The sequence below is a fragment of the Maricaulis alexandrii genome, assembly GCF_005871165.1.
GTDB lineage: Bacteria > Pseudomonadota > Alphaproteobacteria > Caulobacterales > Maricaulaceae > Maricaulis > Maricaulis alexandrii.
This window is the reverse complement of record NZ_SWKP01000003.1, coordinates 618,991-634,256: the sequence shown is the minus strand read 5'-3', so window position 1 is coordinate 634,256 and position 15,266 is coordinate 618,991. Positions and strand designations below refer to the sequence as shown.

Sequence of the window (15,266 nt, the reverse complement as noted above, 5' to 3'; positions counted from 1 at the left end):
GTATTCTGGACAAGACACTGTTTCATGGTCGATTCGAGACGCGCCGTGGCCTTCGGGCCGCTGGAGCGCGCCGGTCGGCAAGAGGGAATATCATGGCGGAGACCAAGCCCGGTTCACCGGGCGGCCCGACCGCCGGACGCAAACGGGGAGGTCGCAAGCGCGCACCCGCCCCGGTGTACGGCGCAATCGATCTGGGCACGAATAATTGCCGGATGCTGCTGGCCCAACGTACGGGCAGCGGATTTCAGGTGGTGGATGCCTTCTCTCGCGTCGTGCGGCTCGGGGAAGGTGTGGCCAGCGAGGGCAATCTCTCCCAGGACGCGATGGATCGTGCGGTCGAGGCGCTGAAAATCTGCGCCAGCAAGATCCGCCGGCACAATGTCGTCAAGCATCGCTCCATCGCCACCCAGGCCTGCCGCATGGCGGGCAATGGCGAAGCCTTCCTGGAACGGGTGCGGACGGAAACCGGCCTGGAATTCGACCTGATCTCCCCGGAGGAAGAGGCCCGCCTGGCCGTGCATGGCTGTGTCGACCTGCTCGACCCGGACAAGGATGCGGCCCTGGTGATCGATATCGGCGGCGGATCGACGGAATTGTCCTGGGTGGACCTGGCCGAATGGCGCCGCCGCGGCGGACCCGAAAGCGGCGGCCGTCCGCCGATGAAGTCCTGGACCTCGGCACCGGTCGGCGTGGTGACCCTGTCGGAACGCTTTCCCGAGCGCGAGGATCGCGAGGCCTGGTATGAGGACATGAAGGCCTATGCCCGGCGTCAGATCAAGACGCCGCGCGGCGCCAAGGCCATGCGCGGCCTGTTCGATGAGGGGCGCGGCCACCTCGTGGGGACGAGCGGCACCGTCACATCCATGGCCGGCGTCCATCTTCGTCTGCCCCGCTATGACCGGTCGAAAGTCGATGGATTGTGGATGAGCGGGGAGGAGGCCCTGGCCGCCTGTGCCCGGCTTCGCAACCTGGATATCGAGGGGCGGGCCCAGGAGCCGACCATCGGGTCGGACCGCGCCGAGCTTGTCTTGGCGGGCTGTGCGATTTACGAGGCGGTGGCAGAAGCCTGGCCGGCCGACCGTTTGCGGGTCGGGGACCGGGGGCTGCGCGAGGGCATGCTGCTCAATCTGATGCGGCGGACCAAGAAGCGACGTCGCCGGCGGAAACGGTCCGGCGCACCGTCCGGAGCCGAGACATGAGTGACGAGAACGACAAGCCGGAAAATGAAGAGGGCGGCGAGAAGCGCCGGCGCCGGCGCTCGGGCCCTGTCACCAAGGGCGGAGATGCCCGTGCGGCCAAGCAGATGTTCGAACGGGTGAAAACCGCCCGGGGCCGCAAATCCTCGTCGACGCGCTGGCTGCAGCGCCAGCTGAACGATCCCTATGTGAAGAAGGCCCAGATGGAGGGCTATCGCTCCCGAGCGGCCTACAAACTCCTGCAGCTGGACGAGCGCTTCAAACTCTTCCGGCCGGGCATGCGGGTGGTCGATCTGGGCTCGGCGCCGGGGGGGTGGGTCCAGGTGGCACTGAAGGCCAAGGCCTCCGAAGTGGTCGGGATCGACCTGCTGGAGATCGACCCGATCCCGGGCGCGACCCTGTTGCAGCATGATTTCAGCGAGGATGATGCGCCGGACCTGGTGAAGGCGGAAATGGGCGGTGCCGCCGATGCCGTCATCTCCGACCTGGCGCCCTGGACGACCGGCCACAAGAAAACCGACCATCTGCGCATTGTGGCACTGGTCGAACTGGCCGCGCACTTCGCACTGGAGACCCTGAAGCCCGGCGGGTTCTTTGTCGCCAAGGTTTTCCAGGGCGGATCCGACGGCGACCTGCTGGACCTGTTGAAGCACAATTTCGAGAAGGTCCGGCACTTCAAACCGGATGCGAGCCGGTCGGAAAGTGCCGAAACCTTCGTGGTGGCCATGGGCTTCAAGGGCAAGTCGGACGACTAGTCCGCGTCGCGGGATCGCTGGATCGAGACGGGCACGCCATTGGCGCCCATTTCATCCCAGATCTGGATGATGACGCCATGTTCGGCCTCGTCATAAACCTCCAGAAGAACAGCGCTTTCCGGCTCCTCGGAGCGGAAGCGATTGACCGCGGCCAGCACCCGGTCGACATCGGTGCGGGTGCCGTTGACGAAGACCTGGTTCTCATTGTCGACCTGGACCACGATCGGCGGCGGGCCCCTGCCGCAAGCCTCACCGGTACAGTCCGGCGGCGGTCGCATATCGACCCCTTCCTCACTCAGGAAGGTGGCCGTAACAATGAAGAAAATCAGCAAGATAAAGACGATATCCAGCATCGGGGTCATATTGACCTCGGCGCTCTCATCCCGTTTGCGGCGGTGTTTGCGCATGCAAGCCTCCCCATCGGCTCAAACCGGGTGCTGTCCCTGTGGCACCCGGCCAGATTGCAGGCGCAGAGAAGGGCAAGAGCGGGCCGGAAACGCGTCAGAAACGCGACGATCCGGGGGTCAATCGGAGGCGTAAATTAATGAAACAAGCGCCGGGTCGGCCTCGATCAGGCGTCTTTGCGCGTCCAGCTCGCGCTCGATCCGCGCGGCCAGGGCGGGCCAGGCCGCCGATTGCGCGACGGGGGCCAGGGCGGGCGAGGTCTCGATCCAGCCGGCATCGCGCCAGCCCAGATCGATCGCCGTTCCGACCAGTTCCAGGGCGCGGCCGGTGCGACCGGCCCGGGCTTCGACACCGGCCAGCCGGATCCGCAAATCGGGCCAGCTGGCCCCCTCGCTCATGGCGTCATTGAGCCAGTCCTGGGTGGACAGCGCGCTGTGTCCGTCACGGGCGTTGAGCGCCGCCAGTTCGGGCTGGGCGGCGTCGCCGGCGCGTTCGAACACGCGGCGGGCCCGGTCGGTCTCGCCCAATTGCCAATAGGCCAGGCCGGCGAGGCTCTGCAGGCGCGGCGTGACCTGAAGACCCGGGGCGCTGGCCTGATAGCGGTCCAGCGCATTGGCCGGTCGTCCGGCCCGCAAATCCGCCATCATCCGTTCCGCCAGAATGACGGACGTGCCGGCGCCTTCGGTCAGGGCCCGTTCCCACCAGATCTCGGCGGCGGGATGGTGGATCAGTTCCAGGCAGACCGCGATCTGGAGCGGGCCGTAGAGCGTCGGCGGTCCGGCCTCCAGCGCCCGGGCTTCCAGGACCAGGGCGGCGTGGATCTGACCGCGGACCCGCAGGAGATAGGCCGCCGAGGACAGGGCCGCGGCATCTCCGGGATTGAGCGTGAAGGCCTGGGTATAGGCGCTCAGCGCCTCGTCGATCTGGCCCCGGGCATCCAGCGCATAGGCCAGGGCATGCCAGGCCGAGCCGTCACGGGCATTGTCGGCCAGCAGGCTGCGGGCCAGGGCCTCGGCGCGGCTGACATCCCCGGCCTGCGCCGTGAATTTCGTGGCCCGCGTGGTCAGGCCGAAGCTGAGCGAAAGACGGGCGCCGGCATGGTCGGGATGATCGTCCAGAATGCCTTCGAGCAGGCTGATCGCCGTGTCCGTATCCTCCGGCCGGTGCAGTTCCAGCAGATTGCGGGCGCGCTGCAGGGGAAGGGTGGTGTCGATGCTGTCGGCCTGGCGTGCGGTTGGTGTCGGGGGATCGACCCGCTCGGTCCAGCGCGGCAGCAGGCTTGCAGCGCCCAGGGCCAGGATGAGGGCAGCCCCGGCCAGGCTGAACGCCTTTACCAGACGGCCCTGCAGCGGAATGGCCGGACCGGCCGCAACCGGCGGGATCCAAGCATAGCCGGAATTGCGGACCGTGCGGACATAGCGCGGCTGGCGCGCTTCATCGCCCAGCGCCTTGCGCAGGAGGGCGACGCGCTGGGCAATCGTCTCCTCGCTCACCGAGGCCTGGTTCCAGACCTGGCGCGCCATGGCGTGCATGTCCATCGCCCGGCCGGGCTGGCGGGCCAGGGCGACCAGAAGGTCGAAGCTGAGATCGCTGATCTCCAGCGGCATGTTTCCGCGCCAGACGATCCGGCGCTCCAGATCGATGCGCAGATCACCGCTTTTGAGACTGCCGGTGAGGGGCGGAACGGGGCCGGTTTCCGCGGTGTCCGGGGAGGCTGTCATGTCACTTCAGACCCATTCAGAATTCTTCAAGTGATCCCGGACACGCGATGCGGCTAGGGCGGAAGCCTTGGCTCCCTTTCGAAGTGACGAGGAAACCCCTGCTCATGTCCATGATCAAGTCTGTTGTTTTGACCCCGGTGCTATTCGCACTCTCCCTGGCGCCGGCCTTAGGCCAGTCGCTGACCCTGTCCGATGACGAGGCCGCTGCCCTGACAGCCCGCATCGAGGATGACACCTATGGCAGTGTCACCAGTGTCCTGATCCTGTCAGACGGTCAGCCCGTCTATGAAAACTACTTTGCCGGCGCCGATGCGGACACGCTGCACGACACGCGGTCGGTCACCAAGACGGTGACCTCCATGGCGGTCGGAGCGGCGATTGCCGACGGAAGGCTGAGTCTCGACACCCCAGTCGCCCGCTATTTCCCGGAACTCATGCCCTTTGACCGTCCGGATGCGCGCAAGCTCGCCATCACGGTGGAAGACCTGCTTACCATGAGCAGTCCCCTGGAATGCAATGACTGGAACGAGTTCTCCCGCGGCAATGAGGAGCGCATGTATCTGGTCGAGGACTGGAGCGAATTCTTCTGGGATCTGCCGGTCCGCGGCTTCCCGTCCTGGCAGACCCCGCCGGCCGACAGCCCCTATGGGCGCGCCTTCTCCTATTGCACGGCCGGCGTCCAATTGCTGGGTGAAGTGGTCGGACGGGCCACCGGCGAAGCCTTCACCGATTATGCGGAGCGCCGCATCCTGACCCCGCTGGGCATCGAGGATCTGGCCTGGGCCATGAACGGGCAGGGCCAGGCGCATATGGGCGGCGGACTGCGTCTGTCCGCCCGGTCACTGGGCGCTCTCGGCGAGCTTTACCGGACCGGAAGCCCCGACCTCCTGCCGGACAGCTGGATCGCGGCCTCGCTGGATCATCATGCCAGCATTCCCGACACGCCGGGCTGGGAATACGGCTATCTGTGGTGGCTGATGCCCTATGAGGTGGCGGGCGAGACCTATTGGTCTGCCGCCATGACCGGCAATGGCGGCAATCGGGTGATGATCCTGCCCGATTTCGGCGTGACCCTGGTCTTCACCAATACCGATTACAATACCCGCCAGATGCACCAGAACGCGCAGGCCTTCTTCGAGACCGAAGTGGTGGCGCGTCTGCAGGAGAGCGCTGACTGACGATCCGGGGCCGGGACGAGATTGCTTGTTCCGGCCCGCACTTCGCGCTGTAATTGCCGGGAGCGGATTACCGGAGGCTCGGGTGAGCGGGATGGATGAGACGGGGCTGGCCCTGATGGACGGGCCGACCGTGACCGGGATGGGCGGATTTGTCTTCCCGACCCGGATGGTGGTCATCCGTCTGGCCGATGGCCATCTCTGGGTCTGGTCGCCGATAGCCCTGACCGAGACGGTGAAGCGGGAGATCGATGCGCTGGGCCTGGTGTCGGACATCATCGCTCCCAATTCGCTGCACGACCTCGCCCTGAGTGACTGGCACGCGGCCTGGCCGGCGGCCCGGCTGCACGCTGCGCCGGGGTTGGCGGAAAAGCGGCCGGATCTCGAGTTCGCGACCACCCTGACCGACACGCCCGACCCGGCCTGGGCTGGCGAGATTGATCAGGTCGTCGTGTCGGGCAATGCCATCACCACGGAAGTGGTCTTTTTCCACCGCGCCAGCGGCACGGTGGTTTTCACCGACCTGCTGCAACACTTCCGGCCGGACTGGTTCACCGGCTGGCGCCGCTGGGTTGCGCGGATGGACGGGATGACCCGCAACACCCTGTCCGTCCCCAACAAATTCCGCCTCGCCTTCACCGACAAGCCTGCCGCCCGCCCGGCCATCGCCCGCATCCGGGACTGGCCGTGCCAACAGCTGGTCGTGGCCCATGGCCCGATCGTGCGCGAGAACGCGCAGGCGGTTATGGACGGGGCTTTTGCGTGGTTGGGGTAGGGGGGTGATGCGCCCCCCAAGCGTGACAATTCCACCCAGCTCCGCGGGAACCCCTTGCGCGTTATTCGAATCCATTCTATTGCCGCGCCGCAAGCAGCAGAGAGGAGTCTCCCATGGAGATTCGTGAAGGTCTCACCTTCGATGATGTGCTCTTGCAACCGGGCCCGTCCGAAGTTCTTCCCGCAGACGCCATTGTGTCCACGCGTGTGGCCCCGGATGTCGGATTGAACATTCCCATCATGGCCGCCGCCATGGATACCGTGTCGGAAGCACCGATGGCGATTGCCATGGCGCAGGCTGGTGGCCTGGCCGTCATCCACCGCAATCTCACCATCGCCGAACAGGCCGAGGAAGTGCGGCGGGTGAAGCGGTTCGAGAGCGGCATGGTGGTCAATCCGGTGACGATCTCGCCGGACGCGACCCTGGCCGAGCTTCGCGCCCTGATCGAACAGCACAGGATTTCCGGCATTCCGGTCGTGGAAGGCGCCACGCCGGCCCGTCCTGGCAAGCTGGTGGGTATCATCACCAATCGCGATGTCCGCTTTGCCGACGACCCGAATGAGAAGGTCGGCAATCTGATGACGCGCGATGTGGTCACGGTGCGCGAGGGCGCGCCGGCCGAGGAAGCCCGTGCCAAACTGCACAAGCACCGGATCGAACGCGTCCTGGTGGTGGATGAGGATGACCGCTGCATCGGCCTCATCACCGTGAAGGACATGGAAAAGGCCCAGGCCCATCCGATGGCCGCCAAGGACAGCCAGGGCCGCCTGCGCTGCGCTGCGGCGTCGACGGTCGGTGATAGCGGGTTCGAGCGCGCCGAAGCGCTGATGGATGCCGGGGCCGACGTGATCGTCATTGACACCGCCCACGGCCAGTCCCAGTCCGTGCTGGACCAGGTCACCCGGGTGAAGAAGTCCTCCAGCGCCGCCCGCGTCGTGGCCGGCAATGTGGCGACCTATGAAGGCGCCAAGGCGCTGATCGATGCCGGGGCGGATTGCGTGAAAGTGGGGATCGGGCCGGGCTCGATCTGCACCACGCGCGTGGTCGCCGGTGTCGGCGTGCCGCAGCTGACCGCCATCATGGATGCCCGCCGCGCCGCGGAAGGCTCGGATGCCTGCATCATCGCCGATGGCGGCATCAAATTCTCCGGTGACATGGCCAAGGCCATCGCGGCGGGAGCTGACTGCATCATGGTCGGCTCGCTGCTGGCCGGTACGGAAGAAGCCCCGGGCGAGGTCTTCCTCTACCAGGGTCGCTCCTACAAATCCTATCGCGGCATGGGCTCGCTGGGTGCCATGGCGGCCGGCTCCGCCGACCGTTATTTCCAGAAGGACACCGAGCGCATGAAGCTGGTGCCGGAAGGGATTGAGGGCCAGGTGCCGTACAAAGGACCGGTCGGACCGATCCTGCACCAGATGGTCGGCGGTCTGCGCGCGGCCATGGGCTATACCGGCTCCAAGACGATCGCCGATTTGCACCAGCGCGCGCGCTTTGTCCGCATCACCAATGCGGGCCTGCGCGAGAGCCATGTGCATGATGTGAAGATCACGCGGGAAGCGCCGAACTACCCGACCACCAGCTAGAAACGCCGCCGGGACAAGCCTCTATCCGCGTATGGAGGCCATGTCCCGGCGTCGTCTTGCACGGCGGGGGGTGATTTCTAGTCTCGCGGGCTTTCCCAACGGAGTGTGTGATGTCTGAAGCTCTTCTCTACCCGGTCCTGGCGCAGATCGCGCTGACCTTCGCCCTTCTCTTCACCACGGCGGGCCTGCGCTTTTCCGCGGTCTCCTCCGGCACGGTGAAGGTCCAGGATATCGTGCTCGGCCAGAAGGCCTGGCCGGAAAAGGTCCAGCAATACTCCAACGCTTTCCAGAACCAGCTGGAAACGCCGATCCTCTTCTATGCCGGCGTGCTGTTCGCCATGGTGCTGAATGCGGCCGGTCCGATCCTGATGATGCTGGCCTGGACCTGGTTCGGCCTGCGCGTCGTGCATGCGGGCATCCACATCACCTCCAACAATCTGCAGGTCCGCTTCATGGCCTTCGGGGCCAGCGTGATTGCACTTCTGGCCTTCTGGGTCGTGCTGGCGGTTGAGGTGGTCAGCCGATGATGAATGAACAGCCCGCCCTCGACACGGACCAGGACATCCTCTTCCTGCTGACCGGCCAGTGGGATGATGCCGATGGCGGTCCCTGGCTGTGCGCCGATTGCTGCACGATGGAGGGCGCACTGGAGGTCAATCCGCACTGGAGCAAGTCCGTGCGTGTGGTGCGGATCGAGGCGGCGCGTCCGCGTCCGGAGATCGTCGCCCTGCTGGACGAGGACCACCAGAACGCCCCGACCCTGATCCTGGCTGCCGACACAGTCGCGCACCAGGATCCGGAGGCCGAAGTGAACGGTCTGCGGATCTATACCGATCCCAAGACCATTTGCCGCCAGCTCGCCGCCTGCTATGGCGGAGCCCAGCCGAAATAGGTGTTTTCCTCCCCACGGGAGTGGGGAGGGGGACCGCGCAGCGGTGGAGGGGCGCGCGAAGCGCGTGTTTCATGCTATCGCCTGCCGAAATCATTCGCCGCTGACGCGGCGCCCCATCGACCCGGCGCTCCGCGCCGGCCCACTTCCCCGCGGAGCGGGGAAGAAAGAGGACCCCGCATCATGAGAGACGGCGCCCGCATTGCTGCAGCCATCGAGATTCTCGACACACTGACCCGCCAGAACCAGCCAGTGAAGGATGCCGTGCGCGATTGGGGCAAGGCGCACCGTTTTGCCGGATCGGGCGACCGGGCCTGGATCGGCGGCCTCGTGCTGGACGCGCTGCGGCATCAATCCTCCACCGCCTTCGCCATGGACGATGACAGCGCCCGCGCCCTGGCGCTGGGGACGGTCGGCCGCGTCTGGGGAATGGACGCCGATGCGATCGACGCCCTGTTCGAGGGTGATGATCACGCCCCGGAAAAGCTCACCGACGCGGAGCGGGCAGGGCTGGCGCGGGACATGTCCGATGCGCCCCTGCATATCCGCGCCGACGTGCCGGAATGGCTGGAAGCGAGCCTGTTGCGCGCTTTCGGCGAGGCGGCGGCAGACGAGGGCCGGGCCCTCTCATCACGGGCTCCGGTAGATCTCAGGGTGAATGAAGCCAAGGTCGATTTCGACAAGGCTTTCAAAGAGGTAAGCTCAAAACTGAAAGCGGCCGAAAAAAGCCGACTTGTCAGCTCGGGTATTCGGATTCCGCAGCGCGATCCGCGCGGCAAGGCGGCTGCCGCCGAGGCCATTCCCGCCTATGGCAAGGGCTGGGTCGAGGTGCAGGACATCGGATCCCAGCTCGCCGCGCTCGCGTCGGGCGTGGTTCCGGGCCAGCAAGTGCTTGATTATTGTGCCGGAGCGGGCGGCAAGACGCTCGCCCTGTCAGCCCTTCTGGTGAATACCGGACAGGTCCATGCCTGGGATATCGACTGGCGTCGCCTGCGCGCCATCTGGCCCCGCCTCAAGCGCGCCGATGCACGCAATGTCCAGGTCAAGGATGGCAATGAAGACAAGGCCTTGTCTGACCTTGTTGAGAAAATGGATGTGGTCTTCTGCGACGCGCCCTGCACCGGAACCGGCACCTGGCGCCGCCGTCCGGACGCCAAATGGCGCCTCAAGCCCGGTGCGCTGGCCAAGCGGATCGAGGAACAGAACACCGTGCTCGAGCGCGCCCAGCACTATGTGAAGCCGGGCGGGCGTCTGGTCTATGTCACCTGTTCGGTCCTGCCGGAGGAGAATGAGGACCGGGTCGGCGACTTCCTGGCGAAGTCCGCCGCGTTCAAATCCGTCCCCGCCCTCGACGTGATCGAGGCCACCGGCCAGCTGCCCGAGGGCGGCCGCGAAATCCTGGAAAACTGCGTCGGCCTCCACGGCGCCCTCCAGCTCTCCCCGGGCCGCACCGATACGGACGGGTTCTACATCTGCGTGATGGAGCGGGTGGGGTAGATGATCACAATCTGGGTCTACGGCGGAGCCCTTCTGCCGTTTTTGATCGTTTGGGGGTTTTGCCAGGTTTGGAATTGGCCCGCCGGAATTGGTTTCCCGTCCGATGATGACTGGCAAGTCGCGAAGCCAATGCTTGGACTTCAAGTGCTTGTGGCGGGGGCTTTTGTCCTGTTGGCAGGGCTCTCCGGCTTAATGGCTTTTCAGAGTCATTCGATTGGCGATTTGATACTCACGGTTTGCCTGACTGCACCGCTCCTGATCCCACTCTGCTGGTTTCTGGTCGGCATTTGGGGGCGGCGTGTACGATGGAATAAGCATGGCATTGAGGATTGCAGACTGTTTGGTCGTTGCCACGTGACAGCCTGGTCGGAAGTGAAAGAAGCTGGGGTTCCTGTAATGGGGGCAAGCATCTATTGGTCCAGCCTGAGTGGGAGCCAAAAGATGAGTTTGGTGTTTCGCCCCAGCCGCGAATTCTATCTCGCTTGCAAACATCACCTGGGCAACAGATTCAGGGATCAAGGCGAAGCGTATCGGTTCCTGGGTCTGCCCAAAAACTAACGCTGGATCACGCTCCGCAGCCGTTTCCGCCGCTCTGACGGCGTCTCCGGCGCGCCATAGCCCAGCATGCCGAGCAATTGCCGCGTTGGCGGGGTCACGGCCCCGTCCAGATCCTGGCCCAGGCCGATGCGGCGCTGGGTCAGCGGTTTGTTGATCAGGGGCAGGCTGTCGCGTTCCAGGCCTTTCAGCTCGATCGGATAGCCGGCGAAGTGGATCAGGGCGCGTTCATAGTCCAGGTCCAGGAATTCGCAGACGGCGGACAGCGTCGCCTTGGGGCGGCGTACCAATTCCTCATAGGGCACGCGCAAGACGCGGCCCGGCAGGGCGCGTTCGGCCTTCAGGCCCAGCGTGACCAGATCGCTCCAGTATTTCAGCGCGGCATCGGGCCGGGTGACATGGGGGAAGGGCGTGCCTGCGGCATCGGCCCAGTCGCGGTCGAGCAGGGAGTGGGCGACATCGCGGCCATCGCGCACGACATGGATGAAGCGGGCCTCCGGCAGCATCCGGCCCAATTGTTCGAACACGGCGACATTGAGGGCGGTCTTCTCGATCAGGACATGATCGGGAAAGCGCGTCAGCGGGGTTTCGAACAGGCCGGTCAGCAGGGAAGCCATGGCCTGGCGCATGTCTTCGGCATGGAGGTCGAAATCGCGCGCGTGCAATTCACCCAATTGCTGGGAGAAGGCCTGCCACTGCATCGCGATGGAGGGGGCGAGCCCGGTATCCGGTCCGCACTCGATCCGGGAATGCGGGCTGAGCATGCGCCGCAACAGGGTCAGGCCCGAGCGCGGACAGCCGCCAGCAAAGACCAGACGGGACCCGGATGTGTCCGTGGCGGGCGGCAGAGGCGCGTCCGGCGCCTCAGGCATAGTCCAGCGCCTTCAGCGTCGGACCGGCAATACGGTCGATTTGGCGGATCTGGTCGGCGCTGAGATCGCGCTGCCAACGGCCAATCGCCTGCGTGTCGATCGGCTGGGCGACGCGTCCGGCACTGCTTTCGGCCTCACCGGCGCCCTGATCGAAATGGCGGACATGGTCGAGCGCGCGGGCGAGGGCGGCCTCATCCTCGCCCAGACGGTCAAAGAGACGGCCGATTTCGGCTTTCGGATCCCGGGCCAGGTCTTCATAGCGCAGCTCGGTGAAGCCGGGATCCTGGGCCAGCTTGCGGCCGGCTTCGACGCTCTGCACCCAAAGCCGGGCCGCGGCCCCGGCATCGCGGGTGATGGCCATGGGCTGGCCCGTGCGCGCATCCGTCCAGTCCATCGAGAGGAGGGAGGCCACGACATCGCGGCCATCGCGAACGACCGCGATCAGCGGACTGTCCGGGAACAGACGGCGCAGGCGCGAGAAGTGGAGGATGTTCGCCGGCGTTTTCTCAGCGACACGGGCGCCGGTCTTCTGGTGCAGCGGGGCGAGCATCCGGTCGATCGTGCGGGCGAAGCGGTCGTGCAGGGCCTGGGCGTCGAGCCCGTAATTGGCCTCGAGCACATCCAGGTGACCATCCTCGATCTGCTGGTTGAGATGACAGAGCGCCGGGATGACCCGCATTTCCGGCCCGCACACGATATTGCGGCTGGCATTGACGAGGGCGCGCAGCAGGGTGGTCCCTGAGCGCGGCGCGCCGCCGATGAAAATGGGCGATTTTCCAACCGCGTAATGCATGTGCGCATCCCCTCGCTGACAAGCAGGATGCGCGCTCTACACTGTCTTGGGCGTGAGCCTGAAGTTAAACAATTTCAATATTTTATGGAATTTTCATGCAGGCGTAACTTGCGATCACAATCTCGCCGCAATGTGACTCAGTCGCGCTGGAAGACCAGTGTGGCCGTGACCGGTACGGCGGGCGTGATCGAGGGCAGGCCGGCCAGCTCCTGCAGCGTGTCGAGCCCGGCCTGCAGGTTGAAATCCTCGGCATGGATCATCACCGGCCCTTGGGTGGAGACGATGACGCGCGATCCGTTGAGGTCGGACACCAGCACATCGGCGGAAATCGGCAACTGCACCCCGTGCAGGTCCAGCACGCCGTCCAGCGTCAGCTCGGTCTGGTCACCGGGGGCCAGGTCGTACAGGGCGGCCAGGTCGATCTCGGCCGTCAGCCGCGCCTGCGGATAGGTGTCCGTCTGGAACAGGTGCTCCCGCATGCGCTCATTGCGGATCACGATCCCGGTTTCCACCGTGGCCAGGTCGATCACCAGTTCTGCCGTACCATCTTCGGAGACAGACCCGCTCAGGCCGGAGAAATGGTGCACTTCGGCGATATCGCCTGACTTGATCGACACGAAATTGAGCTGAGACGCCTCGGCATCCAGTGTCCAGTCACCCTGGGCCGCCGGCTGGGAACAGGCCGTGGCCACAGCCAGGACCGGAAGAAGGGCGAGGGCGGAAAGACGGCGGATCATGGCAGGCTCCTTGGTGTGCGCTGATGGCAAAGGTGAGCCGGTGAGCCGCGCGGTTCAAGAGGCGAAGCCGGAGAGGCTGCGGTTTTCCTTGATAAAATGATGTGGAACTCTTGATGGCCGCTTGCGCGGCCGCCCCTCACCCGGCGCATGCGCGCCACCCTCTCCCGCAAGGGGAGAGGGAGTTTCCACTGAGCTCTGACGACCATCTTTCCTCTCCCCGGGGAGAAGGAGGCCGTCGGGGCTTGGGGCGACAAAAATCCCCCGCCAATGCCGCTCGGCACTAGCCTTGCCGCCCGTTCCGCGCTATCGGGCCGCATGCTGATGAACGACTCGGCCAACCCCTCACAATTTGACCTTCGGGAGACCCGCGCCTGCGGGTCAGTGCGCGCATGACTGATGACCTGATTTCCGAGAACCATGAAAAACTGCTGATCATCGATTTCGGCAGCCAGGTGACGCAGTTGATCGCCCGCCGCGTCCGCGAGAGCGGCGTGTATTGCGAGGTGCATCCCTATAATCGCGCCGACGCCGCCTTCATCGACGATTTTGATCCCAAGGCGATCATCCTGTCCGGTTCGCCGCACTCCACGCATTGGGACAATTCCCCGCGCGCCGATGACAGCGTCTTCACCCGCGGCCTGCCGGTCCTGGGCATCTGCTATGGCGAGCAGACCATGTGCGCCCAGTTGGGCGGGGCGGTGGAAGCCTCGGATGATCGCGAGTTCGGCCGCGCCGACATCACTCTGGTCGAGGACAGCCCGCTGTTCGAGGGCTTCGGTCCGATCGGTCATGAAGAGCGCGTCTGGATGAGCCATGGCGACCGCGTCTCGGCCCTGCCGCCGGGCTTCAAGGTGATTGCCAAGTCCGGCCATGCGCCCTTCGCCGCGATCGCCGACGAGGCGCGCCGCTTCTACGGTGTGCAATTCCACCCGGAAGTCGTGCACACGCCGCGCGGTGCGGCCCTGCTGAAGAATTTCACCCACACGATTGCCGGTCTGGCCGGTGACTGGTCGATGAAGTCCTTCAAGGACGAGGCGATCATGAAGATCCGCGCCCAGGTCGGCGACGGGAAGGTGATCTGCGGCCTGTCCGGCGGTGTCGACAGTTCGGTCGTGGCCGTGCTGCTGCACGAAGCCATTGGCGACCAGCTGACCTGTGTCTTCGTGGATACCGGCCTGATGCGCCTGGGCGAGGCGGACGAGGTCGTGACCCTGTTCCGCGAGCACTACAATATCCCGCTCGTCCATGCCGACGAGGAAAAGCTCTTCCTGGATGCGCTGGAAGGCGTCGATGATCCGGAGAAGAAGCGCAAGACGATCGGCAAGCTCTTCATCGATGTCTTCGAGGCCAAGGCCAAGGAAGCCGGCGGCGCCGATTTCCTCGCCCAGGGCACGCTCTATCCGGATGTGATCGAAAGCGTCAGCTTTGATGGCGGGCCCTCGGTGACGATCAAATCGCACCATAATGTCGGCGGCCTGCCGGAACGCATGAACATGAAACTGGTCGAGCCGCTGCGCGAACTGTTCAAGGACGAGGTCCGCGCCCTGGGCCGCGAACTGGGCCTGCCGGAAGCCTTTGTCGGCCGCCACCCCTTCCCGGGACCGGGCCTGGCCATCCGCATCCCCGGCGCCGTCTCCAAGGAAAAGGCCGACATTTTGCGCAAGGCCGACAGCATCTATATCGACGAGATCCGCAAGGAAGGCCTCTACGACAAGATCTGGCAGGCCTTCTCCGTCCTCCTGCCGGTCCGCACGGTCGGCGTGATGGGCGATGAACGCACCTATGACCACGTCCTGGCCCTGCGCGCCGTCACCTCCGTCGACGGCATGACCGCCGACTACTACCCCTTCGAACACGACTTCCTCGGCCGCGTGGCGACGCGGATCATCAATGAATGCCGCGGCGTGAACCGGGTGGTCTATGACGTGACGTCCAAGCCGCCGGGGACGATTGAGTGGGAGTAGGGTTTTAGGTCCTCGCCCTTGATGGGCGAGGGGGACCGCGCAGATGCGCGGTGGAGTGGGTGACCTTCCAAGATTTGGAACGCCGCGCGTTTCACCCCTTCCGGCCCTTCGGGCCGTCGTCACGTCGGACAGTCCCCCGGACTGTCCTTGGGCTCCTCCGTCCCCATCAAGGGGAAGGAGGGCGTATATTCCCTTCAGTGCATAGCTTGTCATCCCGGCCGAATGGCCTGCGAAAGCAGGCCGCAGAGCCGGGACCCATACGCGCGGAACAAACCCGAAAGCAGTCTCGGTGTCCGTAGCTGGCCAAACTCGAACCGGGATTATGGGGCCCGGACTGGAGTTTATCCCT

Annotated in this window: 15 protein-coding genes; 10 read left to right on the top strand and 5 right to left on the bottom strand. The window is 65.2% G+C overall.

Annotated features, from left to right (window positions below; all coding sequences use genetic code 11):
• Positions 1-92 precede the first annotated feature (92 nt).
• Positions 93-1,199, top strand: a complete 1,107-nt coding sequence (locus FCS99_RS03165) for a Ppx/GppA phosphatase family protein (RefSeq protein WP_138510454.1) — start codon at positions 93-95, stop codon at positions 1,197-1,199.
• The gene (locus tag FCS99_RS03160) at positions 1,196-1,951 is read left to right on the top strand and encodes an RlmE family RNA methyltransferase (protein WP_138510452.1); all 756 of its coding nucleotides are present in this window, start codon (positions 1,196-1,198) and stop codon (positions 1,949-1,951) included. The genes FCS99_RS03165 and FCS99_RS03160 overlap by 4 nt, the downstream gene beginning before the upstream one ends.
• Here the strand turns inward: FCS99_RS03160 and FCS99_RS03155 are convergent.
• Together FCS99_RS03155 and FCS99_RS03150 are read right to left on the bottom strand one after the other, a co-directional pair.
• On the bottom strand, positions 1,948-2,358 hold the full coding sequence (locus FCS99_RS03155) for an ExbD/TolR family protein (RefSeq protein WP_138510450.1): 411 nt from the start codon (positions 2,356-2,358) through the stop codon (positions 1,948-1,950). The genes FCS99_RS03160 and FCS99_RS03155 overlap by 4 nt on opposite strands.
• Positions 2,359-2,475: 117 nt before the next feature.
• On the bottom strand, positions 2,476-4,077 hold the full coding sequence (locus FCS99_RS03150; protein ID WP_138510447.1) for a winged helix-turn-helix domain-containing protein: 1,602 nt from the start codon (positions 4,075-4,077) through the stop codon (positions 2,476-2,478).
• Positions 4,078-4,187: 110 nt separating this feature from the next.
• Between FCS99_RS03150 and FCS99_RS03145 the strand changes: the two genes are divergently transcribed.
• The 7 genes from FCS99_RS03145 to FCS99_RS03115 all read left to right on the top strand — a co-directional run bounded on the left by FCS99_RS03145 (position 4,188) and on the right by FCS99_RS03115 (position 10,554).
• Positions 4,188-5,255 carry a serine hydrolase domain-containing protein gene (locus FCS99_RS03145; protein ID WP_171036218.1) on the top strand — a complete coding sequence of 356 codons (1,068 nt, stop codon included), beginning with the start codon at positions 4,188-4,190 and terminating at the stop codon, positions 5,253-5,255.
• A 91-nt stretch (positions 5,256-5,346) separates the two neighbouring features.
• The gene (locus FCS99_RS03140) at positions 5,347-6,027 is read left to right on the top strand and encodes a DUF4336 domain-containing protein (protein ID WP_138510567.1); all 681 of its coding nucleotides are present in this window, start codon (positions 5,347-5,349) and stop codon (positions 6,025-6,027) included.
• A 113-nt stretch (positions 6,028-6,140) separates the two neighbouring features.
• Entirely contained in the window at positions 6,141-7,610 is a 1,470-nt protein-coding gene (gene guaB, locus FCS99_RS03135) for an IMP dehydrogenase (protein WP_138510443.1), read from the top strand.
• 110 nt (positions 7,611-7,720) lie between these two features.
• Complete coding sequence (locus FCS99_RS03130; protein ID WP_138510441.1) at positions 7,721-8,137, top strand: MAPEG family protein; 417 nt, start codon at positions 7,721-7,723, stop codon at positions 8,135-8,137.
• Entirely contained in the window at positions 8,134-8,502 is a 369-nt protein-coding gene (locus FCS99_RS03125; RefSeq protein WP_138510439.1) for a DUF3088 family protein, read from the top strand. Before FCS99_RS03130 ends, FCS99_RS03125 begins: the two co-directional genes overlap by 4 nt.
• Positions 8,503-8,682: 180 nt before the next feature.
• Entirely contained in the window at positions 8,683-9,996 is a 1,314-nt protein-coding gene (locus tag FCS99_RS03120) for an RsmB/NOP family class I SAM-dependent RNA methyltransferase (RefSeq protein WP_138510437.1), read from the top strand.
• Complete coding sequence (locus FCS99_RS03115; RefSeq protein ID WP_138510435.1) at positions 9,997-10,554, top strand: hypothetical protein; 558 nt, start codon at positions 9,997-9,999, stop codon at positions 10,552-10,554.
• On the opposite strand, the gene FCS99_RS03110 is transcribed toward FCS99_RS03115, so the two are convergent.
• The 3 genes from FCS99_RS03110 to FCS99_RS03100 form a co-directional block, all read right to left on the bottom strand.
• Entirely contained in the window at positions 10,551-11,423 is an 873-nt protein-coding gene (locus FCS99_RS03110) for a sulfotransferase family protein (RefSeq protein WP_138510433.1), read from the bottom strand. The genes FCS99_RS03115 and FCS99_RS03110 overlap by 4 nt on opposite strands.
• Positions 11,416-12,216, bottom strand: a complete 801-nt coding sequence (locus FCS99_RS03105) for a sulfotransferase family protein (protein WP_138510431.1) — start codon at positions 12,214-12,216, stop codon at positions 11,416-11,418. Before FCS99_RS03105 ends, FCS99_RS03110 begins: the two co-directional genes overlap by 8 nt.
• 137 nt (positions 12,217-12,353) lie before the next feature.
• Positions 12,354-12,953, bottom strand: coding sequence for a YceI family protein (locus FCS99_RS03100; RefSeq protein WP_138510429.1), 600 nt, complete (start codon positions 12,951-12,953; stop codon positions 12,354-12,356).
• 389 nt (positions 12,954-13,342) lie between these two features.
• Between FCS99_RS03100 and guaA the strand changes: the two genes are divergently transcribed.
• A complete protein-coding gene (gene guaA / locus FCS99_RS03095; protein WP_138510427.1) occupies positions 13,343-14,917 on the top strand; it encodes a glutamine-hydrolyzing GMP synthase in 1,575 nt (524 codons plus the stop codon).
• The last annotated feature ends 349 nt before the right edge of the window (positions 14,918-15,266 follow it).

Bases quoted from the DNA above. Each gene is read 5' to 3' on its own strand.
- guaA (WP_138510427.1), top strand. From the start codon at position 13,343: ATGACTGATGACCTGATTTCCGAGAACCATGAAAAACTGCTGATCATC.
- FCS99_RS03115 (WP_138510435.1), top strand. From the start codon at position 9,997: ATGATCACAATCTGGGTCTACGGCGGAGCCCTTCTGCCGTTTTTGATC.
- FCS99_RS03160 (WP_138510452.1), top strand. From the start codon at position 1,196: ATGAGTGACGAGAACGACAAGCCGGAAAATGAAGAGGGCGGCGAGAAG.
- guaB (WP_138510443.1), top strand. From the start codon at position 6,141: ATGGAGATTCGTGAAGGTCTCACCTTCGATGATGTGCTCTTGCAACCG.
- FCS99_RS03105 (WP_138510431.1), bottom strand. From the start codon at position 12,216: ATGCATTACGCGGTTGGAAAATCGCCCATTTTCATCGGCGGCGCGCCG.
- FCS99_RS03120 (WP_138510437.1), top strand. From the start codon at position 8,683: ATGAGAGACGGCGCCCGCATTGCTGCAGCCATCGAGATTCTCGACACA.
- FCS99_RS03165 (WP_138510454.1), top strand. From the start codon at position 93: ATGGCGGAGACCAAGCCCGGTTCACCGGGCGGCCCGACCGCCGGACGC.
- FCS99_RS03145 (WP_171036218.1), top strand. From the start codon at position 4,188: ATGATCAAGTCTGTTGTTTTGACCCCGGTGCTATTCGCACTCTCCCTG.
- FCS99_RS03125 (WP_138510439.1), top strand. From the start codon at position 8,134: ATGATGAATGAACAGCCCGCCCTCGACACGGACCAGGACATCCTCTTC.
- FCS99_RS03110 (WP_138510433.1), bottom strand. From the start codon at position 11,423: ATGCCTGAGGCGCCGGACGCGCCTCTGCCGCCCGCCACGGACACATCC.
- FCS99_RS03150 (WP_138510447.1), bottom strand. From the start codon at position 4,077: ATGACAGCCTCCCCGGACACCGCGGAAACCGGCCCCGTTCCGCCCCTC.
- FCS99_RS03155 (WP_138510450.1), bottom strand. From the start codon at position 2,358: ATGCGCAAACACCGCCGCAAACGGGATGAGAGCGCCGAGGTCAATATG.
- FCS99_RS03100 (WP_138510429.1), bottom strand. From the start codon at position 12,953: ATGATCCGCCGTCTTTCCGCCCTCGCCCTTCTTCCGGTCCTGGCTGTG.
- FCS99_RS03130 (WP_138510441.1), top strand. From the start codon at position 7,721: ATGTCTGAAGCTCTTCTCTACCCGGTCCTGGCGCAGATCGCGCTGACC.
- FCS99_RS03140 (WP_138510567.1), top strand. From the start codon at position 5,347: ATGGATGAGACGGGGCTGGCCCTGATGGACGGGCCGACCGTGACCGGG.